The sequence below is a fragment of the Bradyrhizobium sp. 134 genome, from assembly GCF_023074155.1.
In the GTDB taxonomy this organism is placed as follows: domain Bacteria; phylum Pseudomonadota; class Alphaproteobacteria; order Rhizobiales; family Xanthobacteraceae; genus Bradyrhizobium.
In genome coordinates, this window is sequence record NZ_JADPKX010000086.1 from 730,184 (window position 1) to 754,479 (window position 24,296).

21 protein-coding genes and 1 pseudogene are annotated in these 24,296 nt (G+C 65.2%); 10 read left to right on the top strand and 12 right to left on the bottom strand.

Annotated elements, in window-relative coordinates:
- Nucleotides 1–4: 4 nt before the first annotated feature.
- From IVA75_RS38185 to IVA75_RS38200, 4 genes are read left to right on the top strand one after another with little or no spacing between them, the layout of a single operon-like run.
- A complete protein-coding gene (locus IVA75_RS38185; protein WP_247289041.1) occupies nucleotides 5–946 on the top strand; it encodes an ABC transporter permease in 942 nt (313 codons plus the stop codon).
- The gene (locus IVA75_RS38190; RefSeq protein WP_247289042.1) at nucleotides 943–1,866 is read left to right on the top strand and encodes an ABC transporter permease; all 924 of its coding nucleotides are present in this window, start codon (nucleotides 943–945) and stop codon (nucleotides 1,864–1,866) included. Before IVA75_RS38185 ends, IVA75_RS38190 begins: the two co-directional genes overlap by 4 nt.
- A 19-nt stretch (nucleotides 1,867–1,885) precedes the next feature.
- Complete coding sequence (locus IVA75_RS38195) at nucleotides 1,886–2,875, top strand: ABC transporter ATP-binding protein (protein WP_027517118.1); 990 nt, start codon at nucleotides 1,886–1,888, stop codon at nucleotides 2,873–2,875.
- Nucleotides 2,872–3,864, top strand: a complete 993-nt coding sequence (locus IVA75_RS38200) for a dipeptide ABC transporter ATP-binding protein (RefSeq protein ID WP_247289043.1) — start codon at nucleotides 2,872–2,874, stop codon at nucleotides 3,862–3,864. The genes IVA75_RS38195 and IVA75_RS38200 overlap by 4 nt, the downstream gene beginning before the upstream one ends.
- A 177-nt stretch (nucleotides 3,865–4,041) precedes the next feature.
- Here IVA75_RS38200 and IVA75_RS38205 read toward each other — a convergent pair whose 3' ends face one another.
- The 11 genes from IVA75_RS38205 to IVA75_RS38255 form a co-directional block, all read right to left on the bottom strand.
- The gene (locus tag IVA75_RS38205) at nucleotides 4,042–4,329 is read right to left on the bottom strand and encodes a YciI family protein (RefSeq protein WP_247289044.1); all 288 of its coding nucleotides are present in this window, start codon (nucleotides 4,327–4,329) and stop codon (nucleotides 4,042–4,044) included.
- A gap of 79 nt (nucleotides 4,330–4,408) precedes the next feature.
- A complete protein-coding gene (locus IVA75_RS38210; protein WP_085352393.1) occupies nucleotides 4,409–5,383 on the bottom strand; it encodes a sugar ABC transporter substrate-binding protein in 975 nt (324 codons plus the stop codon).
- 42 nt (nucleotides 5,384–5,425) lie between these two features.
- Nucleotides 5,426–6,403: an ABC transporter permease gene (locus IVA75_RS38215; protein WP_027569272.1), complete on the bottom strand. Its 978-nt coding sequence runs from the start codon at nucleotides 6,401–6,403 to the stop codon at nucleotides 5,426–5,428.
- Entirely contained in the window at nucleotides 6,400–7,350 is a 951-nt protein-coding gene (locus IVA75_RS38220; protein WP_247289045.1) for an ABC transporter permease, read from the bottom strand. Before IVA75_RS38220 ends, IVA75_RS38215 begins: the two co-directional genes overlap by 4 nt.
- On the bottom strand, nucleotides 7,343–8,869 hold the full coding sequence (locus tag IVA75_RS38225; protein WP_247289047.1) for a sugar ABC transporter ATP-binding protein: 1,527 nt from the start codon (nucleotides 8,867–8,869) through the stop codon (nucleotides 7,343–7,345). Before IVA75_RS38225 ends, IVA75_RS38220 begins: the two co-directional genes overlap by 8 nt.
- Entirely contained in the window at nucleotides 8,866–10,260 is a 1,395-nt protein-coding gene (locus IVA75_RS38230) for an FAD-linked oxidase C-terminal domain-containing protein (protein WP_247289049.1), read from the bottom strand. Before IVA75_RS38230 ends, IVA75_RS38225 begins: the two co-directional genes overlap by 4 nt.
- Before the next feature lie 55 nt (nucleotides 10,261–10,315).
- On the bottom strand, nucleotides 10,316–11,200 hold the full coding sequence (locus tag IVA75_RS38235; RefSeq protein ID WP_247289051.1) for an intradiol ring-cleavage dioxygenase: 885 nt from the start codon (nucleotides 11,198–11,200) through the stop codon (nucleotides 10,316–10,318).
- A 14-nt stretch (nucleotides 11,201–11,214) separates the two neighbouring features.
- A complete protein-coding gene (locus tag IVA75_RS38240; protein ID WP_247289053.1) occupies nucleotides 11,215–12,117 on the bottom strand; it encodes an NAD(P)-dependent oxidoreductase in 903 nt (300 codons plus the stop codon).
- A 20-nt stretch (nucleotides 12,118–12,137) separates the two neighbouring features.
- Nucleotides 12,138–13,511, bottom strand: a complete 1,374-nt coding sequence (locus IVA75_RS38245; RefSeq protein ID WP_247289056.1) for an amidohydrolase family protein — start codon at nucleotides 13,509–13,511, stop codon at nucleotides 12,138–12,140.
- 4 nt (nucleotides 13,512–13,515) lie between these two features.
- The gene (locus IVA75_RS38250) at nucleotides 13,516–14,595 is read right to left on the bottom strand and encodes a maleylacetate reductase (protein WP_247289058.1); all 1,080 of its coding nucleotides are present in this window, start codon (nucleotides 14,593–14,595) and stop codon (nucleotides 13,516–13,518) included.
- Complete coding sequence (locus tag IVA75_RS38255) at nucleotides 14,592–14,915, bottom strand: Dabb family protein (RefSeq protein WP_247289060.1); 324 nt, start codon at nucleotides 14,913–14,915, stop codon at nucleotides 14,592–14,594. Before IVA75_RS38255 ends, IVA75_RS38250 begins: the two co-directional genes overlap by 4 nt.
- 108 nt (nucleotides 14,916–15,023) lie before the next feature.
- Here IVA75_RS38255 and IVA75_RS38260 point away from each other — a divergent pair, with 108 nt between their 5' ends.
- The 6 genes and pseudogenes from IVA75_RS38260 (at nucleotide 15,024) to mdlC (ending at nucleotide 22,743) form a co-directional block, all read left to right on the top strand.
- The gene (locus tag IVA75_RS38260; RefSeq protein ID WP_247289062.1) at nucleotides 15,024–15,947 is read left to right on the top strand and encodes a LysR family transcriptional regulator; all 924 of its coding nucleotides are present in this window, start codon (nucleotides 15,024–15,026) and stop codon (nucleotides 15,945–15,947) included.
- 43 nt (nucleotides 15,948–15,990) lie between these two features.
- Nucleotides 15,991–16,458, top strand: a complete 468-nt coding sequence (locus tag IVA75_RS38265; protein WP_247289064.1) for a MarR family transcriptional regulator — start codon at nucleotides 15,991–15,993, stop codon at nucleotides 16,456–16,458.
- Nucleotides 16,459–16,504: 46 nt separating this feature from the next.
- Entirely contained in the window at nucleotides 16,505–18,214 is a 1,710-nt protein-coding gene (locus IVA75_RS38270) for an FAD-dependent oxidoreductase (RefSeq protein ID WP_247289067.1), read from the top strand.
- An 88-nt stretch (nucleotides 18,215–18,302) separates the two neighbouring features.
- The gene (locus tag IVA75_RS38275) at nucleotides 18,303–19,628 is read left to right on the top strand and encodes an MFS transporter (RefSeq protein ID WP_247289068.1); all 1,326 of its coding nucleotides are present in this window, start codon (nucleotides 18,303–18,305) and stop codon (nucleotides 19,626–19,628) included.
- Nucleotides 19,629–19,656: 28 nt separating this feature from the next.
- Nucleotides 19,657–21,099, top strand: a pseudogene (locus IVA75_RS38280) (aldehyde dehydrogenase).
- A gap of 36 nt (nucleotides 21,100–21,135) precedes the next feature.
- Entirely contained in the window at nucleotides 21,136–22,743 is a 1,608-nt protein-coding gene (mdlC, locus tag IVA75_RS38285; RefSeq protein WP_247289070.1) for a benzoylformate decarboxylase, read from the top strand.
- On the opposite strand, the gene IVA75_RS38290 is transcribed toward mdlC, so the two are convergent.
- On the bottom strand, nucleotides 22,740–24,275 hold the full coding sequence (locus IVA75_RS38290; protein WP_247289072.1) for a hypothetical protein: 1,536 nt from the start codon (nucleotides 24,273–24,275) through the stop codon (nucleotides 22,740–22,742). The two genes, mdlC and IVA75_RS38290, sit on opposite strands and share 4 nt — an antisense overlap.
- Between the last annotated feature and the right edge of the window lie 21 nt (nucleotides 24,276–24,296).

Genomic DNA, 24,296 nt, shown 5'->3' on the forward strand with positions numbered 1-24,296 from the left:
CCAGATGCTCTCCTACATCCTCCGGCGTATCGCCTCGACCTTGCCAGTGATGGCGATCGTCGCGCTGTTCGTGTTCAGCCTGCTCTACATCGCGCCGGGTGATCCCGCCGCGGTGATCGCAGGCGATCAGGCAAGTCCGGATGATGTGGAGCGCATCCGTCAGAGCCTCGGCCTCGATCGACCCTTCCTGATCCAGTTCGGCAGCTGGGTCTGGCGCATTCTGCACGGCGATCTCGGCACCTCGATCTTCACCAATCTGCCGGTCTCGACGATGATCGGCCAGCGTCTCGGGCCGACGCTGTCGCTGATGATGGTCACGCTCCTGCTCACGATCGTGGTCGCGGTGCCGCTCGGCGTGCTGGCGGCCTGGAAGGCGGGAAGCCTGATCGACCGGGCCATCATGGCCTTTGCCGTGTTCGGCTTCTCCCTGCCGGTCTTCGTCGTCGGCTATGTCCTCGCCTACGTTTTCGCACTGGAGCTCGAATGGCTTCCCGTGCAGGGCTATACGCCGCTCGCCCAGGGCGTCTGGCCATGGCTGCAAAACCTGATCCTGCCCGCGATCGCACTCGGCTGTGTCTACATCGCACTGATCGCGCGTATCACGCGCGCCACCATGCTCGAAGTGTTGCAGCAGGACTATATCCGCACTGCGCGCGCTAAGGGCCTCGGGCAGGGCGGCATCCTGTTCGTCCACGCGCTGAAGAACGCGGCCGTGCCGATCGTCACGGTGATCGGGATCGGCATCGCGCTCCTGATCGGCGGCGCGGTCGTCACGGAGAGCGTGTTCGCCATTCCCGGCCTCGGCCGGCTCACGATCGACGCGATCCTGCGTCGCGATTATCCCGTCATCCAGGGCATCGTGTTGCTGTTCAGCTTCGTCTACGTCCTCGTCAATCTGATGATCGACGTCATTTATACGCTCGTTGACCCGAGGATTCGCTATTGACCGACACGACCGTCAATCCGCAAGCGCTGCCGGCGGGCTTCGTCCTCGCGCCGCAACTGCCCGAGATCCTCCGGCCGGTCACGATCCGGCGCGGCTTCGCCGGGCTGCTGCGCGGCCATCCCACCGTTGCCATCGGCGGCACGTTGCTGCTGTTGCTCGTCCTGATCGCGATCTTTGCGCCTTATCTTGGAACGGTGGATCCGACCGCGCTCGCGCCCGCCAAGCGCACCCGCGCGCCGTCGGCTGCCTTCTGGTTTGGCTCCGACGTGCTCGGTCGCGACATCTATTCGCGCGTGCTGTTCGGCGCGCGGGTCTCGCTCACGGTCGGACTGTCAGTTGCGATATTTGCCTCCGCAGTCGGTCTCGCCATCGGCATCGTCTCCGGCTTCATCCGCTGGGCCGACGGCATCTTGATGCGCTTCATGGACGGGTTGATGTCGATCCCGCCGATCCTGCTGGCGATCGCGCTGATGGCGCTGACACGCGGCAGCGTCGGCAACGTCATTCTCGCGATCACCGTCGCCGAAATTCCGCGGGTTTCCCGTCTTGTCCGTAGTGTCGTGCTGTCGCTGCGCGAGCAGCCTTACGTGGATGCGGCGGTCGCCTGTGGCACGCGCACACCGATGATCATCCTGCGCCACATCCTGCCCAACACGCTGGCGCCGATGCTGATCCAGGCGACTTACATTTGCGCCAGCGCGATGATCACGGAGGCGATCCTGTCCTTCATCGGCGCGGGAACGCCGCCGACCATTCCGTCCTGGGGCAACATCATGGCGGAGGGGCGGGCGCTGTGGCAGGTCAAGCCCTACATCGTGTTCTTTCCGGCGGCCTTTCTGTCCGTCACCGTGCTCGCCGTCAACCTGCTCGGCGATGGCCTTCGCGATGCGCTCGATCCGCGCATGGCCAAGAGCCTCTGATGGCGAGGGGCTGATCGCGATGGCACTGCTCGAAGTCGAGAATTTGCAAACCCACTTCCGTACGCCCAGCGGCATCAACCGCGCGGTGGAAGGCGTGTCGTTCCATGTCAACGAGGGCGAGACGCTCGCCATCGTCGGCGAGTCCGGCTGCGGCAAGTCGGTGACCTCGATGTCGCTGATGCGGCTGATCCCGGAACCGCCGGGCAGGATCGCCGGCAGCATCCGTTTCGCGGGCAAGGACCTGCTGCAAATGTCGGATCGCGAGATGCGCGCGATCCGCGGCAACGACATCTCGATGATTTTTCAGGAGCCGATGACCAGCCTCAACCCGGTCCTGACCGTCGGGCGTCAAATCCGCGAAACGCTGATGATCCACCAGGGCCTGGACAAGCAAGCCGCGGAGGCACACGCGATCGAGATGTTGATTCTGGTCGGCATTCCCGAGCCGAAGCGCCGCGTGCGCGAATATCCGCATCAGCTTTCCGGCGGCATGCGCCAGCGCGTCATGATCGCCATTGCACTCGCCTGCAATCCAAAACTTCTCATTGCCGACGAGCCGACCACCGCGCTCGACGTGACGATCCAGGCGCAGATCCTGAAGCTGATGCTGGATCTCAAGCACCGGGTTGGCGCGGCGATCATCCTGATCACCCACGATCTCGGCGTGGTCGCCGAGATCGCCGAGCGCGTCATGGTCATGTATGCCGGCCGTAAGGTCGAGGAGGCGCCGGTGGCGGACCTGTTCCGTTCGCCGCGTCATCCGTACACGCAGGGCCTGCTCGGTGCAGTGCCGCGGCTCGGCTCGTCGCTGACCGGCACCGCGAGGCGGCTGGCAGAGATCCCCGGGCAGGTGCCTGATCTGCGCAAGCCCATCGTCGGCTGCGTCTTCGCCGGACGTTGCGCGCTCGCGACCGATCTGTGCCGGCAGTACGCGCCGGGGCTCGAAGAGAAGGGGCCACGTCACGTCGCGGCCTGCCACTATGCGGCCAAGGGAGCGGTCGCGGCATGAGTCCCCCGCTGCTCCAGGTCAACGACCTCAAGAAGCACTTCCCGGTCAAAAAGGGCCTGTTCAGCCGCAAGTCCGAATGGGTCTATGCGGTAGACGGCGTGTCGTTCGAGATCGCGCGCGGCGAGACGCTCTCGCTGGTCGGCGAGTCCGGCTGCGGCAAATCGACGGTCGGCCGTGCGATCCTGCGTCTGTTCGACATCACGGCGGGGCAGGTCATCCTCGACGGTCAGCGTATCGACGACGCCCATCCGAGCACGATGCGCCAGATGCGCCGCCGCGTGCAGGTGGTGTTCCAGGACCCGTTCTCGAGCCTCAATCCGCGCATGCGCGTGCGCGATATCCTGGCCGAGCCGATCCGCAATTTCGGCCTCGCCAAATCCGCGATCGATCTCGAGACCCGCGTGACGGCGCTGATGGATACCGTGCGCCTGCCGCGCGAGGCGCTGAACCGCAGGCCGCACGAATTCTCCGGCGGCCAGCGCCAGCGCATCGGCATCGCGCGGGCGCTCGCCGCCGAGCCCGACCTGATCGTCTGCGACGAGGCGGTCTCGGCGCTCGACGTCTCGGTCAAGGCCCAGATCGTCAATCTGCTGCAGGATCTCCAGCGCGAGTTCGGCCTGGCGCTGCTGTTCATCAGCCATGACCTCGCGATCGTCGAGCACATGACCCATCGCGTCGCGGTGATGTATCTCGGCAAGATCGTCGAGGTGGCGCCGCGCTACGAGATCTTCGCCGCGCCAAAGCATCCGTACACCAAGGCGCTGCTCTCGGCCGTGCCGCTGCCCGAGCCGGGGGCCCAGCGCAATCCGATCATCCTCAAGGGAGACGTGCCGAGCCCGATCAATCCACCGAGCGGGTGCCGCTTCCACACCCGTTGCCCATACGTGTTCGACCGCTGCCGGAGCGAAGAGCCGACATTGCGCGCGGCTGGACCCGAGCAGTGGGTGGCCTGTCATCTCGAAGATAGTGCAGCGGTGGCGAGCAGCTAGCCGTTAGGCCGGCGGCAAACCTTTCGATCGAGGCTTGGGGGCGACAATCGGGTGAGGATGGCTCTCTGCTCCTGTTTTGCCCGACGAGTCAAAGACGTTTGCGACGAAAATTCATGTGTAAAAACAACCTCATTCTACTGTGCATGGGGTTGTTTTCGCGTTTTTGTTTAGCCGCCTTCAACCCTGGCGGCGCAGGAAGCCCGTGATCGTGACCTTTTCCCAGATATCGGCCGCTGCAAACGGATCGGCGCGATTGAAAGCCTCGACGTCGCCACGGCCCGCTGCCTCGATCAGGAACAGGCTGCCGATCATGGTCGCGCCGTCGTCGGAGACCAGCGGCCCCGACATCACGATCTTGACGCCGAAGCGCGAGGTGTCGCTCAGGAAAGCCTTGTGGGCGTCGTAATTGGCGAGCCGGGTCGCTAGCGCGCCGGCGCGGTCGAGGGCGTGAATGGCGAACAGCATGATGGTCTCCGTATATGTCTCGTGTTCTTGGGACGGCCGCGGCTGCGGCCGTCCGAGCTTGTCGTGAAGGTGTGCTGACTTACTTGCCGCCGAGCTTGCTGGCTTCCTCGAAAGTCGGGCAGCTGCGCTGCTCCAGCGGCACGTCGAACGGCTGGTAATTGTCCTTGGTGATGACGGTTGGCTTCAGCACGATCTCGGCGATGACAGGCTGGTTGCGCAAGGAGCGGATCGCCATCATGGTGCCGAGGCAGCCTTGAAAAAATCCGTTGTAGTCGCCGCTCGCGAGCAGCTTGCCGGACTTGATCGCGTCGATCGCTTCCTTGGTGCCGTTGATGCCGATCACCTGCGCCTTGCGGTTGGCGCCATCGAGCGCCTCGATGGCGCCAACCGCCATGGCGTCGTTGGCGGCGAGCACGCCGTCGATCTGCGCGTTCGACTGCATCAGATTCTCCATCACTTGGAGCGCCTGGAGCCGCTGGTAATTGCCGGGCTGCGAGGCCAGCAGTTTTGCACCGGCATTTTCCTTCAGCGCGTCGTTGAAGCCGCGGACGCGGTCGACATTGGTCAGCGAGCCCTTGACGCCCTCAATGATGACGATGTTGCCTTTGCCGCCCAGTGTCTTGAGCAGGAAGCGCGCGGTCTCGAGCCCGAGGCTGTAATCGTCGGCGCCGACGAAGGACAGGAACTTGCCACCGGCCGAGCGGTCGGTGATGTTGACGACGGGAATCTTGGCGTCGTTGATCTTCTCGACACCCGGCACCATCGCCTTGTAGTCGACCGGCGTGAAGACGATGGCGCTCGGCTTCTTCACCACGACGTCCTCGATCTGGCTGAGCTGCTCGGGAATGCTGTCGGGCTTGGTCGGAATGTACTGCAGCGTCTTCGCGTTTAGCGTCTTGGCCATGTTGTCGGCGCCGACCCGCACCGTCTGGAAGAACGGGTTGGTCTGGTTCTTGGTGAAGACGGCGATGGTCTCGCCGTCCGCGCGCGCTTGCGTGGTGAGCGCGGCCGCCATCAGCAGCGGCAGCGCCAAATAACCCAGTGTCTGTTTCATGTTGCCTCCATCCCTCGTTTTGCTTGTTGGTCGTTCAAGAACTCATTGCGCGCGGCGGCGGGTCTTCATGTCGAGCCAGACCGCGAGAATGACGATGATGCCGGTGACCAGCGGCTGCCAGTTGGCGCTGACCGACAAGAGGTTCATGCCGTTCAGCACCAGCGTCAGGATCAATGCGCCGATGAAAGTGCCGAACACGGTGCCGACGCCGCCGAACAGCGAGGTGCCGCCGATCAGCACGGCGGCGATCGCGGGCAGCGTCAGGCTTTCGCCGATGTCGGCCTCGGCCGAATTGAGCCGCGACAGGAAGATGATCGAGGCGAGCCCGGCCATGGTCCCGGAGACCGCGTAGACCAGCAGCAGGCGGCGCGCGACCGGAATGCCGGAGAGCCGTGCCGCGACCGGATTGGCGCCGATCGCATAGATCTCCTGGCCCCAGATCGTGCGCTGCGCAAACAGCGTTCCAATCCCGAGGAACACCAGCAGCAGATAGACCGGGATCGGCAAGCCGAAGAGATAGCCGCTGCCGATCTGGCGAAAGCCGGCCGGGAAGCCGTGAAGGGTTTCGCCCGCCATGTACCAATAGGTGAGGCCGTTCAGCACCCAGAGCATGCCGTAGGTGGCTATGAAAGAGGGGATGCGCAGCGCGGTGACCATCACGCCATTGAGGAGGCCAACGATGCCGCCGCAGGCAAGCCCGGTGAGAATGCCGAGCGCCGGCGAGCCGGTCTTGTGGATCACGGTCCCGGCGATGCAGGCGGACAGCGCGACATTGGCGCCGACGGAGAGATCGAGGCCCGCGGTCAGCACCACCAGGGTCAGGCCAGAGGCGATGAAGAAGGTCAGGCTCGCCTGCCTGAGCACATTGAGGATGTTGCCGAGGCTCAGGAAGGAATCGCTGAGCACGGCGAGCACCGCACAGATCAGCAGCGCCGCGAGCAGGCGATAGAATACCTGGATCGCGTCCTGTGACAGGAACGAGCGGGGCGGCGCAATGGCGTCTTTGCTGATGTCGGTCATGCGCGGCTCCGCAGGCCGTCAAGGAAGAGGGCAACGATGACGAGGACGCCGACGCTCGCGACCTGCACCGAGGAGGGCAGCGAGATCAGGTTCAGCCCGTTGCGCAGCACGCCGACCGAGAGCACGCCGAGCAGCGTGCCGAGCAGCCAGCCATTGCCGCGCTCGAACGACGTGCCGCCGACGGCGACGGCCGCGATCGCATCGAATTCGAGACCGAGGCCCGCGGTTGGATGCCCGGAATTCATGCGCGCTGTCATCAGCAGGCCGGCGATGCCGGCCATGGCGCCGCCAATTGCATAGACCGCGATCAGCAGCTTGTTCGGTGAGAGGCCGGCGTAGCGCAGCGCCTCGCGGTTGCCGCCGAGCGCGAAGATATAGGTGCCGAAGCGGGTGTGATAGAGCAGGCCGTGGAAGGCAGCATAGGTCACCAGCGCCATGACGATCGGCACGGGCACGCCGAGAAGCGTCGCCGAATAGATGTCGCGCACACTGTGGGGGATGCCGACCACGCTCTGGCCGTCGCTGACGATCAGCGACAGGCCTTGCGCCATGCCGAGCGTACCGAGCGTCGCCACGAAGGGCGGGATGCCCACGATGGCGACCAGCCAGCCATTGGCGAAGCCGAAGGCTGTGCCGACGAGGAGTCCGGCACCTAAGCCCAGCAACATCGAGTGGGTTGCGAGCGAGACGATTGCGACGCAGAGCGAGGTCAGCGTCAGCACCGCGCCCATCGACAGGTCCAGCCCCTCGGTCATGATGATCAGTGTCATCGGCAGCGCGAGCATGGTTAGGATCGTCGACTGCACCAGCACATTGGAGAGGTTGGCAACCGACAGAAAGCCGGGCGCGATCGTGCTGAACAGCGCGATCAGCAGCACCAGCACGATGGCAACGCCGGGAACGCGCTGCAGCGGATTCGGTTGAGAGGCGACCGCGGCCTCACGCATGATGCATGCCCAGTCGCACGATGTTCTCCTCTGTCAGCTCATTGCGCGCGAGGTGCCCGGCGATGCGCCCCTCGCGCATCACATAGGCGCGGTCGCAGACGTGGCAGATCTCGACCTGTTCGGACGAGATCATCAGCGCCGCCGCGCCTTCGGCGACAAGGCGGTCGATCAGGGCGAAGATTTCGGCCTTGGCACCGATGTCGATGCCCCGGGTCGGCTCGTCGAAGATGAAGAGCTTCGAGCCGGCGGCGAGCCACTTGCCGATCACGACCTTCTGCTGATTGCCGCCCGAGAGCAGGCCGACGATCTGGCGCGCGCTGGGCGTCGCAATGCGCAGTTGCCTGATCAGGCCGTCGGCGGTGCGATGCGCGCTGCGCTGGTCGAACAGACCGCTTGGAAACAGCTTTCGCAGCGCCGACACCACCAGATTGTCGCTCACCGATCGCAGCAGCGCCAGGCCCTCGCTCTTGCGGCTCTCCGGGATCAGCGCTATGCCGCGGCGGGCGGCAAGATCAGGCTCGCCGGAGATAGTCTTGCCGTCGAAGACGATCTCGCCTGATGTCACGGGATCGGCGCCAAAGATCGCGCGTGCGACCTCGCTGCGACCGGAGCCGACCAGGCCACACAGGCCGACGATCTCGCCGCGGCGCACCTCGATGTTGATGTCCGAGATTCCTGTGGAGGCGCTCAGGCCCTTGACCTCGAGCAGAACGTCGCCGGGTTTGTCGGCAAAATTGCGCGGGTAGGTCATGTCGACGTTGCGACCGACCATCATGCGGACGAGCTGGTCCGGCGTGACCTCGGCCGGGCGAATGCCGTCGATGCGGCGACCATCGCGCAGAACGGTGATACGGTCTCCGAGCGCGAACACCTCCGCCATGCGGTGCGAGATGTAGACGATGGAGACGCCGTCGGCCTTGAGCCGCGCGATCAGCGCGAACAGCAGCTCGGTCTCGCGATCGGACAGCGCCGCGGTCGGCTCGTCCATCACGAGGATGCGCGCGTTCTGGCTGATCGCCTTGGCGATCTCGACCATTTGCTGCTGCGCCACCCCCAACTTGTCGATGATGGTGGAGGGATCGATCTCGAAGCCGATCGTGCCGAGCACGCGCGCGGCGTCGGCCAGAATCCTGCGCCGGTCGATGGTGCCGGGGATACGGCCCTTCGGCTCGCGGCCGAGGAAGATGTTCTGGGCGATATCGAGATGGGGGACGAGGGAGAATTCCTGGAAGATCACGGCAATGCCGAGCTTCTGCGCGTCCGCGGCCGAGTTGATCGCGACCGGCTCGCCCTTGCAGTAGAACTCGCCTGCATCGGCGCGGTAGGCCCCGCACAGCACCTTCATCAGGCTCGACTTGCCGGCGCCGTTCTCGCCCAGCAGCATATGGACTTCGCCAGGGAAGACGGCAAAGGACACGTCATCCAGCGCCTTGACGCCGGGAAACTCCTTGCTGATGCCGCGCAGCTCCAGCAGCGGCGTGGGGGCGGCGGGCTCGACGGCCAATGCGGCGGTGCTCATGCGCGCGCTCCGCTTGCAAAGATCTTTCCGGGGTTCATCAGTCCATTGGGGTCGAGCGCGGTTTTGATCGACCGCATCACATCGACGGCCTCGCCGAGTTCGTCGGTGAGATAGTCGATCTTGCCGAGCCCGATGCCGTGCTCGCCGGTGCAGGTGCCGTCCATGGCAATCGCGCGGGCGACCATGCGGGCCTGGAGCGCCTTGGCGCCTTCGGCTTCCGCGGGCCTTGCCGGGTCGATCAGGATCAGCATGTGGAAATTGCCGTCGCCGACATGGCCGACGATCGGCGCCGTGAAACCGTGCTCGTCCGCATCGCGCAGGGTATCCGTGAGGCATTCCGCCAGTCGCGAGATCGGCACGCAGACGTCGGTGATCACGGCACGCGCGCCGGGGCGCAGGCCCAGGCCGGCATAGAGCGTGTTGTCGCGAGCGTGCCACAACCGGCTGCGATCCTCCTGCGCCTTGGCCCAGGCAAAGCCATGACCACGATGGTCGGCGGCAATGGCCTGTGCAGCTTCGGCCTGCTCGGCGACGGAAGTCTCGGAACCATGGAATTCGAAGAACAGGGTCGGGGCTTCGCGATAGCCGAGCTTCGCATAGGCGTTGATCCCGCGCATCATGACGTCGTCGAGCAACTCGATGCGCGCGACGGGGATCGCGGACTGGATCACGGAAATCGCGGTATCGACGGCGTCGTGCAAGGTGTCGAAGCTGCAAACCGCGGCCGAGATCGCCTGCGGCACGGGATGCACCTTCAGCGTGATCTCGGTGATGACGCCGAGCGTGCCCTCGGCGCCGACGAACATGCGGGTCAGGTCGTAGCCGGCGGCTGACTTGCGCGCGCGTCTGGCGGTCCGGATCGCGCGGCCGTCGGCCAGAACCACCTCCAGCGCCATGACGTTGTCCTTCATGGTGCCGTAGCGCACCGCCATGGTGCCGGAAGCCCGCGTGGACGTCATGCCGCCGATCGAGGCGTCGGCGCCGGGATCGATCGGAAAGAAAAGTCCGGTGCCGCGCAGCTCCGCATTGAGCTGCTTTCGCGTGATGCCCGGCTGCACGACGACGTCCATGTCGCTCTCGTGCACCGTCAGCACCTTGTTCATGCGTGCGAAGTCGAAGCAGACGCCGCCCGCGACCGCGGCCGCATTGCCTTCGAGCGAGGTCCCGGCGCCGAACGGCACGATGGGCATATTCGCCCCCGCGCACAGCTTGACGATCTCCGCGACCTCCTGCGTAGTTTCGGGAAAGACCACGATGTCGGGCGGCAGGTTGCGATAATGCGACTCGCTCTGCCCATGCTGATCGAGCACGCCACGCGCGACGCTCGCGCGCGAGCCGATCATGCCCATGAGGCGATCGGCCAATATGCTCGTGCTGACCCGCGGTCCCATCCTTGCTCCCTGTCTGCCTTGTTGTCGGACTCTTGTCTGGTCCGCGATGTTCAGCTTAAGCGGCTCTTGCGCTGCTAGCGACCTGCTTCAGGCCGAAATCATAGTTGAGGTGAAAATACTCGCTGTCCACCATGCGACCATCGGGCGCACGGCCGGGCGGGCACCGCACAAACTCGCGGATCAGGCTGTCCTTGACGCCGAACACCACGTCGGAGTCGAGATACTGGTCGCCGGCGACGAACACGTGGGTCACGAGTTGCTCGAAGCCGGGCGCCGAGATCATGAAATGCACGTGTGCCGGGCGCCAGGGATGGCGGCCCTGGACCTCCAGCATGTCACCGACGGTACCGTCATGCGGGATCGGATAGGCGGCCGGCTTGATCGACCAGAAATTGAAGCGGCCGTTGGCATCCGTGTGGAAGCGCGCCCGCATCGCAAGATCGCCGATCTTGTCGAGCTGCTGCACGTCGTAATAGCCATCATCGTCGGAATGCCAGACATCCACGACGGCGCCGGCAAGCGGCCGTCCGTCGACGGTCGACACCGAGCCGGTGACGAGCATCGGATCGCCTTCCATCGGGCCGGAGATGTCCTCGCCGTTGTCTTTCTCGGGCGACGCCTGCACGAAGAACGGACCGAGCACCGTGGTTTCGGTGGCGCCTTCCGGCACTGGATGGTTGATGGCGTCGACCAGCATGGAGACGCCAAGCGCGTCCGACAGCAGGATGAATTCCTGGCGCTTGTCGTCGCACATGTGCCCGGTGCGGGTCAGGAAGTCGATGCCGTATTCCCATTCCTTCTGGGTGGGTCGCACCTCGCGGACGAAGGCATGGAGGTGGCGCACCAGCGCTTCGCTGACTTGCTTGATGCGCGGATCGGTTGCGCCCGCGATCCGCTCCAGCACTGCATCCGTGATCGTGTTCTCGTTGAAATTGCGCATGGGTGTCTCCGCGATCAGAGTTTGGGCTCGCCAAGCCCGGACAGACGTTCCAGATGCTTGACGGTCGCGATGAAGTCGGCGTCGCCGTCGCCCTGCGCGACCAGCGAGCCATAGGTCTCGCGCACTTGGGCCGCGAGCTGAAGCGGCACGCCGATGGCGTGGCCGGCGCCGAGGATCAGGTCGAGATCCTTGGCCATCTGCCTGCAGGAGAAGGTCGAGTCGAAATCGCGGTTACGCAGCGGCGCGGTCTTGTACTTCACCATCGGTGAGGCGACTGCGCTGTCGTCGAGAACTTTCAGAATGTCCTGCCAGCCGATGCCGCCCTTGCGCGCCAGCGCCAGGCTCTCCGCCATCATGGCGGCCGACACCGCAATCATTAAATTGACCGCAAGCTTGGCATATCGCGCTTCCTCGCCGGACCCGAGATAGGTCTGGGCGCGGGTGAAGGCGGCGAACAGCGGTTTTGCGTTTTCGTAGGCGTCCTTCGGGCCCGAGACGAAGCAGCTCAGCGCGCCGGTGTGGACGATGCTGGCATTGCCCGAGACTGGCGCACGCAGGTAGAGGACACCGCGCGCCTGGGCGGCGGCATCGACCTCTGCGGAAGCCTCGACACTCACGGTGCTGGTCTCGATCAGGACAGATCCAGCAGCCATCGCGGCGATGAGGCCGGTGGAGCCGAGCAATGCGCCGCGCAAGGCCGCGTCATCGGGCAGGGACGTGACGATCGCGGCCTTGCCGTCCACGGCTTCGGCCGGCGAAGCGGCAGTCGAAACGCCTTGCGCGCGCGCCTCGTCGAGCCGTGCGGCACTCCGGTCGAACGCGGTCACGGCGTAACCAGCCTTGGCGACGAGCACCGACATCGGCAGGCCCATCTTGCCGATCCCGATGAAAGCGATGTTCTTTGGCGTATCAGTCATTGTTGTTGTCCTTGACGCCTTCAGGCGGCGTGTCCCTGTCGTTCGATGTCGTGCACCAGTCGCCGGCCGGATTGCACGAGCAGTTCCTTCTTCGCCTCCAGGCCGTCGGCCAGCAGCCGACCATTCCGCTTCTTCCACACGCCGCCGATCATCACGGCCTCGATATTCGCAAGGCTGGTCTGCATCACCACGGTGGAGACGGGATCGTGCACAGGTACGAGGTTGAGATCGCTGGCATTGATGATGACGAGGTCGGCGAGCTTGCCCGGCGTCAGCGAGCCGATCTGGCCTTCGCGACCGAGCATGCGGGCGCCTTCCGTCGTGATCCAGCGAAGCGCCTCACGGACGGGGATCGTGGTCGTCGCCGGAATGGTGCCGCTGGCCTTGCGCGACTCCGCGTTGTCCAGTGCGCGCTGCATCGAGAGCCCAACGCGCGCGGCGGAGAAGAGGTCGCCGGCCAGCACGGATTCCAGATCGATGCCGATGGTCGGCCCTACGCCGCGCTTGAGCAGCCGTCCGGTGATCGGAAAGCCGTGGCCCTGGATCATCTCGTTCTCCGGCGTCACCGAGAAGGAGACGCCGAGATCGACCATCCGATCCAGCAGTGCGTCAGGCAGGTCGTTGCCATGGACGATGTTGGTGCCGGCGCCGACGAGACCCGCCTCGATCAGCTTCTCCCAGCCACCGGGCGTCTTGGCGGGACCGCCGCCCTGATGCATGGATGCGATCAGCTTGAGCTCGCGCGCCATGCCGAAATCGTGCATGGCGACGTCCAGCGTCGAATAATGCGGGCCGAGGATCGCGAGCCCAAGCGTGACCAGGCCGTCGCGGTCGGCGAGGGGCCCCGCCAGCAGTCGCTCGACCTCACGGCATGGATGCGGGATCTCCGAGAAATGCGGCTCGCCCGATTTGGGCTCGGGCTTTGGCGAGCCGTGGAAGAAGGCCGCGCGAATACCGCTCTCGATCAGGCCGCGCACGGCGGCGTTGGTATGATCGGGCGTCGGATTGTTGTGGCACCAGTCGACCAGCGTCGTGGTGCCTTGGTTGATCTGGTTCAGCGCACCCACCAAGGTCGCGATATAAATGTCCTCGGGCCTGAAGACCGTAGCGAGCCCGGCATGCATGCGGCGGAAATATTCCAGCAGCGTCCAGTTGGCGGCATAGCCGCGCAGGCCCGTCTGCCAGGTGTGCATATGGGCGTTGATCAGGCCGGGGATGACGATGCGGCCGGTACCGTCCACGATCTCGGTCTCGGCCGCACTGCCGCCGACGTCGATCGATGGACGCACGTCAACGATGCGGCTGCCCTCGATCAGCACGTCGCCGATGTCGAAGTCGCCGATCGTGTCATCCATGCTGATGATCGTGGCGGATTTGATCAGCGTGCGCCGCATCGCTTCAAGCCACCGCTTTGCCGGTGACAGGCGGCTCACCGGCCCAGGCGCGCCCGATCAGGTCGCGGATGGCGTCGCGTTCGAGCGGGCGCGGGTTCCAATAGGCGTTGGTGACCGCGAGATCCGCGGCCTTGTCGATGCCGCTTTCGGGCATGCCGATGTCGCGCAATGCGACCTTCGCACCCAGCCGCCTCGCGAGCTCGAAAAGTCCCTGCGATGCATCGGCGGCGCCGATGGCGCGGGAGATCCGCGCCATCGCGTCGGGCACGGCCGGCGCGTTGTAGGCCAGCGCGTGCGGCAGCACGATGGTGTGGGTCTCGGCATGCGGCAGGTCGAAGGTGCCGCCGAGCGTGTGGCAGAGCTTGTGATGCAGCGCCATGCCGACGGTGCCGAGGCAGACGCCGCACAGCCAGGCGCCATAGAGCGCTTCGGTGCGAGCCTCGCGATCATCGCTTTTCGCGGCGATGGCGGGCAGCGCACGTGCCAACGCGCGAATGCCTTCTTCGGCCATCAGCGACGTGACGGGATTGGTGTCGCGCGCGTAGAGCGCTTCGACCGCATGCGCGATCGCATTGATGCCTGATGTCGCGGCCAGGCTCGCCGGCAGCGTCAAAGTGAGGTCGACATCGTAGATCACGGTCTCGGGCAGGATAGCGGCATCGCGCACAGTGGTCTTAAGTCCGTTCTCGGTCTGGCCGACGATCGGCGTCATCTCGGAGCCGGCATAGGTGGTGGGAATGCAGAGCTGGTTGATTCCTGTGCGCAAGGCGAGCGCCTTGCCGAGGCCGGTCGTGGATCCGCCACCGAGGGAAATGACGCAGTCGGCCTCGCAAGCCTTCATCGCCGCGAGCGCCCGCTCCGTGACCTCGACCGGCGTGTGCATGGTCGCGCCCGGAAAAATGCCGGCGTAGAGCGAACCGAGCGCCGCGCCCAAGCTTTTGCCTTGCGCCTCCTGCTGCGGCGTTGTCAGCACCAGGGCGCGCTTGCCGCCGAGACGCTCGACCTCGGCCTTGGCGCCAGCCAACGTTCCGCTGCCGAACACGACGCGGCAGGGCAGGTTTTCAAAGGTGAACGTACCGATCATGTGCCGGTCTCTTTGATGGGATAATCGACCTGGAAGCGTCCGATCCGCAAGTCGCCCAGCGCCTCGCGCACCCGCAAATGTTCCGGGTGGGTAGCGTAGGCCTGGAGCGCAGCGTGGTCGGTGAATTCGGAGAACAGAACGACGTCGCAGGCGTAGTCGACATCGCTGACATCGAGACCGACCTCGATATGGGTGAGGCCGTCGATCCGGCCGCGCAAGCCCTCGAACAGGGTCTTGACCTTGACCCGGGCGGCGGCCCGCTCCGCGGGCGTCTCCCCGCGCAGCCGCCACATCACGATGTGCCTGATCCGGCCCGACATTTCCCTGTTTCCTCGCCTGCTATCCCGCTTGTGTTTGGTCCATTTTGACTTGCGGGATGTGGAAATAAAGCTCAATAATCGCAAGTCTCTTTTCCTGTTTGCGAAAGAATGGACCGCCTGCTCCAATTGGAAGTGTTCGCCAAGACGGCCGAGCTCGGCAGCATGTCCAAAGCTGCCGAAGCCCTGCGCATGTCGAATGCTGCCGCGAGCCGCCATCTCAGCGCGCTCGAGGAGCGCCTTGCGGTCCGGCTGATCGAGCGCAACACCCGTCGGCTGTGGTTGACGGAGGCGGGGCAGGTACTCCTGGAGCGCTCGAGCCGGGTTTTGAGCGAGCTGGCGGAAGCCGAGGACATCGTCAGCGATCGCGCGCTGTCGCCGCAAGGCACGCTGCGGGTCACGAGCTCGCTGTCCTTTGCGGTGATCTATCTGGCGCCGATGCTGCCGGCCTTCCGCGCGCGCTATCCGAAGCTCAACATGCAGATCACCACCGCCAACCGCTACTCCGATTTCATCGAGGCCGGCATCGACGTGGCGATCAGGACGCGCGAGCAGGAGCCGGATTCGAACATTATCGTCCGCCGCATCGGCCAGATGCGGCGGGTGCTCGCTGCTGCGCCGTCCTATCTCGCAAGCTGCGGCGAGCCGGAGCAGCCGGTCGATCTCGCGCGCCATAACATGCTGGTCTATAATCTCGCCAACGATCCCTATTCGCTGCGCCTGCGCAAAGGCAACGGCGCGCAGACTGTCCGCATCACGCCGACGCTCGACAGCAATGACGGCCAGGTCATCCGCGGCGCCGCGCTGGCGGGGCTCGGCATCCTCATCCAGCCGCTCTATATCGTGCAAAGCGACATCGCGGCGGGCCGTCTCGTCCCGGTTTTGATGGACTGGGAGCTGCCGCTGCTGACGATGAACATCGCCTACCAGAACCGTGCCGGACTGCCCGCCAAGATCAGGGTCTTTTCCGACTTCCTGGTCACCCACATCCGCGAGCATTCGCTGCCGGGGATCTGGATCGACGCGGCGAAGTGAGCGACATTTTCGAATTCAGGCGGCTTTGCAGAAGGCACATCCATTGAAAGCCAGGACATCCGGCACCGCATGGCGGCATGCCAACATCGGTCGGCTGCTCAACAACGCGGTGCGGCGCTTCGAAGGTCGTGTGCTCGAGCTGATGAGCGAGAAGGGGCATGACGAAACCCGGATCGCGCATGTCGGCCTCACACGCAATCTCGACGTCGAGGGGACCAGACTGACGGAACTCGCCCGCCGCGCCTCCATGAGCAAGCAAGCGATGGGCGAGCTGGTCGATCAATGCGCCGAGCTGGGCCTGGTCGATCGCATCGCCGATCCGACCGATCGGCGCGCGCGCATCGTCATGTTCACGCCGGCGGGACGCAAATGGCTCGATGCGTTCCGCGACGCCGTCGACGTTGCCGAGCAGGAGATGCGCGCCGAACTCGGCAAGGCCACGATGGACACGATCCTGAAGGGATTGGCAGTCTACGGCGCGCAATTCGACACGCTCCACGAGCCCGATTAGTCAGGCTACTTGACGATATCGTCAGGCAACCTTACCATGCAGGATAATGCTGGTAGGGAGAAGCGTCTTGGAAACATGTCTGACGGCCTCGGTGCTCATCGTGGGTGGGGGGCCCTGCGGCCTGATGCTCGCCAACGAGCTCGGCCGGCGCGGCGTGTCCGCGATCCTGGTCGATGAAAAGCCGGGCACGGCATTCAATCCGCAAGCCAATGCGACGCAGGCGCGCTCTATGGAGCACTATCGGCGGCTGGGTTTTGCCGACGAGATCCGACGCGAAGGTCTGCCTGCGGATTATCCGACTGACGTTGCGTATTTCACGCGCTACACCGGCTACGAGCTGGCCCGATTTCAGTTGCCGTCGTCGTCACGCGCGGGCGAACTCGTCAAGGGCATGTCGGGCTCCTGGAGCGCGGCCGAGCTGCCGCATCGGGTCTCGCAAAAATATGTCGAAGCGGTGCTGCGCCGCCATGCCGAACGGCTTCCCGGAATACGGCTCAGCTACGGTCATCGTCTGATCAGCTACGTCGAGAGCGATGACGGCGTCGTCGCCGAGATCGAATGTCTCGATGACAACAGCCGCTTTCAGGTCCGGGCCGACTTCCTGGTCGGGGCCGACGGGCCGCGCTCGATGGTCCGGCAATCGCTCGGGATCGTCTACGGCGGCGAAACCGGAGCGCAGCGCGACTTCATGGGCGGCCGCATGCTGGCGGTCTATCTCCGTTCGCCCGGATTCTACGCGAGCATCCCGCACGCCAAGGCCTGGATGTACAATTGCTTCAACGGCGACCGCCGCGCCTTCATGGCATCGGTGAACGGTCGCGACGAGTTTGCGTTTCACACGCAGCTTCGGCCCGATGAGAACGAAAATGCGATCACGATCGACGAAGCCAAAGCAGCGTTCCAGCGCGCTTGCGGCGCGCCGATCGACTGCGAAGTGCTGTCGTTCCTGACCTGGACCGCTGGCCACGCGCTGGTTGCGAACGGAATGCAGCGGGGCAGGGTCTTCCTCGGCGGCGACGCGGCGCATCTGTTCACGCCGACCGGCGGGCTTGGCTACAACACCGCGATCGAGGATGCGGTCAATCTCGGCTGGAAGCTCGCAAGCGTCATCAAAGGTGTGAGCCCGGCGGAGCTGCTCGACAGCTACGAGGTCGAGCGGCGTCCGGTGGCGCTTCGCAACACCGATTATGCGCGTCGCTTTGCCGACTCGCTCGGTCTGTTCGCTCCCGCGCCTGAGATCGAGGACGCCACCGATGCCGGCGACGAGGCGCGGCGGATCGCGGGCGTCTATCTCGAACAGCACGCCCGCGCCGAATTCAACATCCCAGGCGTGACCCTCGGCGGGCGTTACGACGGCTCGCCGATCATCGTCTCCGATGGCAGCCAGCCGCCGCCCGACGCCGCGAACGTCTACGTTCCGAGCGCCTGTCCCGGCGGCCGCGCCCCGCATGCGTGGTTGGACGACGGCGTCTCCTTGTACGACCTATTCGGGTTCGAGTGGACGCTGCTCCAGTTCGGCGAGGTCATGACCGCGCATGCATCATTCGCCGAGACCGTCCGCGCGATCGGGGTTGATGTGAAACTCGTCACGCTGCCGAAATCCCTGCGCGATCTCTACGAGGCGGATCTGGCTTTGATACGCCCCGACCAGATCGTGGCCTGGCGCGGCAGCGCGTCACAGGCTGGCATGATCGGGCGCGTCGTTGCCCGAGCACTTGGACGCAATGCGAGCGACAGCGCACGGCTGGCCAGCTGATCGACTCTTGCCGTCGCATCCGACCAGCGGCTGCGCGGCCAATAACAACAAGACAACAAAACGGCAAATGACACCGGAGGAGGAAACCGTGACGACAAGAGCATTGGAGCACTACGACGATCATGTTGCAACCGCCGCCACTGCCGGGCAGACGGCGAGCAGCCGCCGGCGTATCCTGATTGCCGGCACCATCGGCACCGCGATCGAATGGTACGACTTTTTCATCTACGGCCTGATCGCGCCGCTGGTGTTCGATCAGCTGTTCTTTCCGAAATTCGACCAGCTCACGGCGACCATTGCGGTGTTCGCGACGTTTGCCGTCGGATTTTTGGCGCGTCCGCTCGGCGGGCTTGTGTTCGGCCATTTCGGTGACCGCCTCGGCCGAAAGTCGGTCTTGCTGTGTACGCTGCTCATGATGGGACTTGCGACCATGTCGATCGGATTGTTGCCGACCTACGCCAGTGCAGGCGTGGCCGCGACCGTCGCGCTCGTGGCGTTACGCTTCGTCCAGGGGTTTGCGCTCGGCGGCGAGTCGACCGCGGCGATCCTTATGGCGATCGAGACGGCGCCCGGGCACCGGCGCGGCTTCTCGGCCGCGGTGATCCAGGCCGCAGGACCCGTCGGTGTCGTGCTCGCCTCGTTTGCGGCGCTCACGATTTCAAGGCTGCCGGAGGCGGACCTGCTGTCATGGGGCTGGCGCGTGCCGTTCCTGATCAGTGCGGTGGTGGTCGCGCTCGGCGTCTACATGCGCCTGCGCATCGAGGAGAGCGCGACGTTCCGCGAAGCGAAGGTGACTGAAGTGGCGCCTGTGGTCGAAGCCCTGAGGGAGCACTGGCGGCCGATCCTCATCGTGTTCTTCGCCGAGATGGCGCAGACTTCCTATTTCTATCTGACCGCCATCTTCACCATCTCCTTCGCGACCCGTCAGCTCGGCGTCCAGAAGGTCGTCATCACGCAGGCCGTGCTGTTTGCCAATCTCGTCGGGCTCGTCGCGATGCCCCTCATCGGCGCCTGGTCCGACCGCATCGGACGAAAGCGTCTGTTCCTGGCCGGCGTCGTGCTCGCAGCCATCTCGATGTTTGCATTCTACGGTGTGGTCGCGAGCCGTGACACGATGCTGGTGACGTGCGCGGTGATCCTCGCCGCGGGGATAATCCATCCGCTGATGTTCGGCAGCGAAGGGAGCTATTTCCCGGAGCTGTTTCCGACCCGCATTCGCTTCACCGGCGTGTCGATCGGAAAGCAACTCGGGACGGTGCTCGGCGGCGGCATTGCGCCGCTGGTCGCCACCAGCCTGTTTGCGCAGACGGGCTCCACCTACGCGATCACAGGATACTACGTTGCGCTCGCGCTCGCGGCGATGATCGCGCTCGGCTTCGCGCGTGAAACCGGCAAGTCGCGGCTGCTCGGCTGAGCTTGGCCACAACACCAGGGAGGTTTTCATGGACGTCAGTCTTCTCGTCAACGGGCAGGATCAGGCCGCTTCCAGCGGCAAGGTGTTCGAGCGGCGCAATCCGCTGTCGCAGGAGGTCGCAAGCCGCGCGGCCGCTGCCACGGCTTCCGACGCCGACGCCGCAGTGGCGGCGGCTTCTGCCGCATTGCCAGGATGGTCGGCACTTGGCCCGAATGCGAGGCGAGCCCTGTTGCTGAAGGCCGCAGCTGCGCTTGAGGCCAAGCGCGAGGCCTTCGTCCGAATCATGATGGCCGAGATCGGCACGACAGAGATCTGGTCGGCCTTCAACGTCAAGCTCGCGACCGGCATGCTGCGCGAAGCAGCGTCGCTCACCACGCAGATCGCGGGCGAGGTGATCCCGTCGGACAAGCCGGGATGTCTCGCGATGTCGGTTCGCCAGCCAGCCGGCGTCTGCCTCGGCATCGCACCGTGGAACGCGCCGATCATTCTCGGCGTTCGCGCCGTGGCGACGGCGCTCGCCTGCGGCAATTCGGTCGTGCTCAAGGCGTCCGAGATCTGCCCGGGAACACACCGGCTGATCGGCGAGGTTTTCAAGGACGCAGGCTTCCCGCCCGGCGTCGTGAATGTCCTGACCAACGCACCGGCCGACGCGCCCGCTCTGGTCGAGCGCCTCATCGCCAATCCTGCCGTGCGGCGGGTCAATTTTACCGGCTCGACTCGGTCGAGTCATCGCCGAACTCGCCGGTCGCCACCTCAAGCCGGCGCTGCTCGAGCTTGGCGGCAAGGCGCCTCTGATCGTGCTCGACGATGCCGACCTCGATGCCGCCGTCGCGGCGGTCGCGTTCGGCGCCTTCATCAATCAGGGCCAGGTTTGCATGTCGACCGAGCGGGTGATCGTCGACGAGGCGGTGGCGGCCGCCTTTGTCGAGAAGCTTGCGAAGAAAACGGCTGCGCTTCCGGCCGGCGACCCGCGCCACGGTCCGGTGGTGGTCGGCTCGATGATCGACGAGGCGCCGGCCAAGCATGTCGTTGCACTGATCGACGACGCGATCGCCAAAGGGGCCATCAAGCTCGCGGGCGGCGACCGGGTTGGCACAGTCGTCCCGGCCACCGTGCTCGATCGCGTGGTGCCCGGCATGCGCATCTACACCGAGGAGAGCTTTGGTCCCGTCGTCTCGGTGGTCCGCGCGCGTGGCGTGGACGAGGCCGTGCGGCTCGCCAACGACACGGAGTATGGCCTTTCGGCTGCCGTGTTCGGCCGCGACGTCGCGCGTGCACTGCCGGTGGCGCAGCGGATCGAAAGCGGCATCTGCCACGTCAACGGCCGACCGTGCATGACGAGGCGCAGATGCCGTTCGGCGGCGTGAAGGGATCGGGCTACGGCCGCTTCGGCGGCCAGGCCGGCATCGCCGAGTTCACCGATCTGCGCTGGATCACCATCGAGACGCAGCCGCAGCACTATCCCTTCTAACCGCGCCGCAAGCGAAGCCCACCAGGACGTCCATTCATGAATTCGAAAGTTCTCACGGTTCGGGAAGCGACCCTCGGTGTGCTTCGCTCCTTTGGCGTCGATCGCGTTTTCGGCAATCCCGGCTCGACCGAGCTTGCCTTCCTGGGCGACTGGCCCGACGACATCGACTACGTGCTCGGTCTGCAGGAAGCCTGTGTCGTCGGCATGGCCGACGGCTATGCGCAGGCGACGGGGCGTCCGGCTTTCGTCAATTTGCACTCGGCGGCCGGGCTCGGTCATGCGCTCGGCAATCTCTTCACCGCGTTCCGCAACAAGACGCCGATGGTCGTGACAGCCGGGCAGCAGGCGCGCAGCCTGTTGCGGATGCGACCCTATCTCTTCGCCGAGGACGCCGCACAGTTTCCAAAGCCCTATGTGAAATGGAGCGCGGAACCGGCGCGCGCCGAAGATGTTCCAGCGGCAATTGCGCAGGCCTTCCTTACTGCCATGCAGCATCCGCGCGGTCCGACATTCGTGTCCGTGCCGTCGGATGATTGGGCGCGGTCCGCAGTCGCTCCGCCGGTCCGCCACATCGCGACGGAGTTTGCGCCGGATCCGGCGGCGATCGTCCGGCTCGGCGCGGCGATCCGAGCCGCCAAGAGACCTATCTTCGTTGTCGGACCCGAAATCGATCGCAGCGGCTGCGTCGAGGCGATGGTCGCTGTGGCCGAGCAGGCGAGCGCGGCCGTTTGGGCAAGTCCGATGTCGAGCCGTTCCAGCTTTCCGGAATTGCATCCACGGTTCGCCGGCTTCCTTCCGGCAGCACCGGGAGGGCTCGCCCGTGCCCTGCGCGACGCCGATCTGATCGTCGTGGTCGGCGCGCCGGTGTTTACTTTCCATGTCGAAGGACAATGCGAATTGCTCGACGACGGAACGCCGGTCTGGCAGATCACGGATGATCCGACAGAAGCCGCATCCGCTTCTGTCGGTGACACCATCATCAGCACGCTCCCGAAGGCGCTGGCTGGGCTGCTGTCGGCGATGCCTGACATTGCGGAGCGCGAAGTGCCGGCCGCGCGGTTGCGGCCTGCCGCTCCTGCCGCGCAAAATCCGATTCCGCCGGGCTATGCGCTCGCCCGGCTCTCGGCGTTGATGCCGGGCGATGCGATCGTGGTCGAGGAGGCGCCGTCGCATCGCCCCGCCATTCAGCAATTCCTGCCTCGGCCGGGCGCGGACAGCTTCTACACGATGGCGAGCGGGGGACTTGGTTACAGCCTGCCGGCCTCCGTCGGCGTGGCGCTGGCGCGGCCGGGTCGCCGCATCGTCGCCCTGATCGGTGACGGATCGGCGATGTATTGCATCCAGGCGATCTGGACCGCGGTGCAACGCCGCTTGCCGATCACCTTCGTGATCATGAACAATTCAGGCTATGGCGCGATGCGCGCCTTCAGCCAGCTGATGCAGGCGCACCGCCCGCCCGGGATCGACCTGCCCGGGCTCGACTTCGTGGCGCTCGCAAGGGGAATGGGTTGTCCGGGGCAGCGTGTGACCGATGCCGGCGACGTCGACGCCATCTTGACCGAAGCGTTGGCATCGAGCGGGCCCGCGCTGGTCGATATCGCCGTCGACGACGCCACGACGGACCTGTTCAGCCACCCCCGCTAGCTGGCGGTGGAGGCACTGGTCCGCGGCGACAAAACGCCCGATGGCAATTTGCTCGTGAAGGCGCGGATCTTGGGTTGAACACGCGATCCGTCGATCACCTCGAGGTGGCCGCAGCGGTTCAAGGTGTGCAACTTCCTGCCGGGCCATGCCGGTCCGGGCCGCAGAGAGTGGCGGACAATCTGCTTGAACGCCGTCGGCGAGAGTTCGACGATTTCCGCCAGGGCAAGCGCTGCCCCGTATCCGCCGGCACAATCCTGGACCGGGCGCCACAATTTGTCATTGATGGTGACGAAATTCCCCGCAGGCCGCGTGCTCGCGCGATCAATCAGCACGGGGTTGCTGGCATGCGGCAACCACGGGCCCATGAGGTGTTCGGCGTAATAGATCGCCAGCGAATCCGAATAGCCGCCGGTGCCGTCGCGCCAAGCCCCGAACAGATAGTTCAGGCCGTTGTGCCGCGTGATCGTGGCATCGGCCAGCTCGACGCCCGAAAGCAGCGTCGCATGCCGCTCCCATTTGTCCGGAAACCGAACGCATTTGTAGATGGCGACGTCCCCATTGGTCGAGCTCTCCGGGATCATCCACAACGCGCCATCGTCCTCGATCAAGAACGGATAGGAGAGGTGCCAAGGCTCGTTCAGCACGGGCACAACCTCTCCGACGGGACCGGCATCGTCGAACTCGATTGCCGAAATGATTCCTTTTCCAACCCGGTGATCGAGGTCTTCAAAGAAGACGAATGTTCGCCCCTGCCAGGTGATGGGGAAAGGATCGGCGTAGAAGTGGTTTCCGGGATCGGCAAGGACGTTCCAGCGGGACCCCGACAGATCTCCGGTCTGCCAGACGCCGGCGCCATCATTGAAGCGCCATCCGACATGCCAGTGCGGGGCATAGCAGCAGAGGCGATAGATCTCCTTGGCAATCGATGTCGCCAGGCCGCGCGCGACGTACGCCGCCGGCGGGCGGCCGTTACCAATTCGGGCGGGTCGTGCCATCAGCGGCACGATGCGCGGCCGTCCCGACAGGATGGCCGCCACCATGGTCAGGGTTCGCGCCATGACGGTTTCCAGTCCGCCGCTCAGACCGGCCGCGATTTCGGCGGAGGGGTGGCCGCGATCGAGGACGGCACCGTCGACCTCGTCGACGATTTCGATCACCGGCAGATCGCCGGCGAGAATGGCGGCAAGAGCTGCGTTTTCGCCTGCGACTCCATTGAACAGCGGGCGGAGATACTGCCGGGTGGAGCAGTTCGGATCCCGCGCGCCACCGGTGAAATCGACGATGACGTCTGCCGTGCCGGCGCGAGCCTGCATTCGTTCGGGACTGATCTTCAGCCTGTCGGTGCCGCTGTGCTTGCCCTTGTGCAACACCAAACGTTCGAGCTCGAACAGCATGTCGAGACCGGTCGGCCGCGGCTCCGCCGTTGCCGTCCATGCGATCTGGACCGGTACATCCCGGCCGTCGACCGACAGCGTGTCGCGGCCCATCCACTGCCGCGCATGCTCAATTTCACAGCGAAACTCGATGGTCATGTCGAGCCGATCCGTTTCAAT

Coding starts and splice junctions, on each gene's coding strand:
- IVA75_RS38185 (WP_247289041.1), top strand. CDS start 5: ATGCTCTCCTACATCCTCCGGCGTATCGCCTCGACCTTGCCAGTGATG.
- IVA75_RS38195 (WP_027517118.1), top strand. CDS start 1,886: ATGGCACTGCTCGAAGTCGAGAATTTGCAAACCCACTTCCGTACGCCC.
- IVA75_RS38200 (WP_247289043.1), top strand. CDS start 2,872: ATGAGTCCCCCGCTGCTCCAGGTCAACGACCTCAAGAAGCACTTCCCG.
- IVA75_RS38205 (WP_247289044.1), bottom strand. CDS start 4,329: ATGCTGTTCGCCATTCACGCCCTCGACCGCGCCGGCGCGCTAGCGACC.
- IVA75_RS38210 (WP_085352393.1), bottom strand. CDS start 5,383: ATGAAACAGACACTGGGTTATTTGGCGCTGCCGCTGCTGATGGCGGCC.
- IVA75_RS38215 (WP_027569272.1), bottom strand. CDS start 6,403: ATGACCGACATCAGCAAAGACGCCATTGCGCCGCCCCGCTCGTTCCTG.
- IVA75_RS38220 (WP_247289045.1), bottom strand. CDS start 7,350: ATGCGTGAGGCCGCGGTCGCCTCTCAACCGAATCCGCTGCAGCGCGTT.
- IVA75_RS38225 (WP_247289047.1), bottom strand. CDS start 8,869: ATGAGCACCGCCGCATTGGCCGTCGAGCCCGCCGCCCCCACGCCGCTG.
- IVA75_RS38230 (WP_247289049.1), bottom strand. CDS start 10,260: ATGGGACCGCGGGTCAGCACGAGCATATTGGCCGATCGCCTCATGGGC.
- IVA75_RS38235 (WP_247289051.1), bottom strand. CDS start 11,200: ATGCGCAATTTCAACGAGAACACGATCACGGATGCAGTGCTGGAGCGG.
- IVA75_RS38240 (WP_247289053.1), bottom strand. CDS start 12,117: ATGACTGATACGCCAAAGAACATCGCTTTCATCGGGATCGGCAAGATG.
- IVA75_RS38245 (WP_247289056.1), bottom strand. CDS start 13,511: ATGCGGCGCACGCTGATCAAATCCGCCACGATCATCAGCATGGATGAC.
- IVA75_RS38250 (WP_247289058.1), bottom strand. CDS start 14,595: ATGATCGGTACGTTCACCTTTGAAAACCTGCCCTGCCGCGTCGTGTTC.
- IVA75_RS38255 (WP_247289060.1), bottom strand. CDS start 14,915: ATGTCGGGCCGGATCAGGCACATCGTGATGTGGCGGCTGCGCGGGGAG.
- IVA75_RS38260 (WP_247289062.1), top strand. CDS start 15,024: ATGGACCGCCTGCTCCAATTGGAAGTGTTCGCCAAGACGGCCGAGCTC.
- IVA75_RS38270 (WP_247289067.1), top strand. CDS start 16,505: ATGCTGGTAGGGAGAAGCGTCTTGGAAACATGTCTGACGGCCTCGGTG.
- mdlC (WP_247289070.1), top strand. CDS start 21,136: ATGAATTCGAAAGTTCTCACGGTTCGGGAAGCGACCCTCGGTGTGCTT.
- IVA75_RS38290 (WP_247289072.1), bottom strand. CDS start 24,275: ATGACCATCGAGTTTCGCTGTGAAATTGAGCATGCGCGGCAGTGGATG.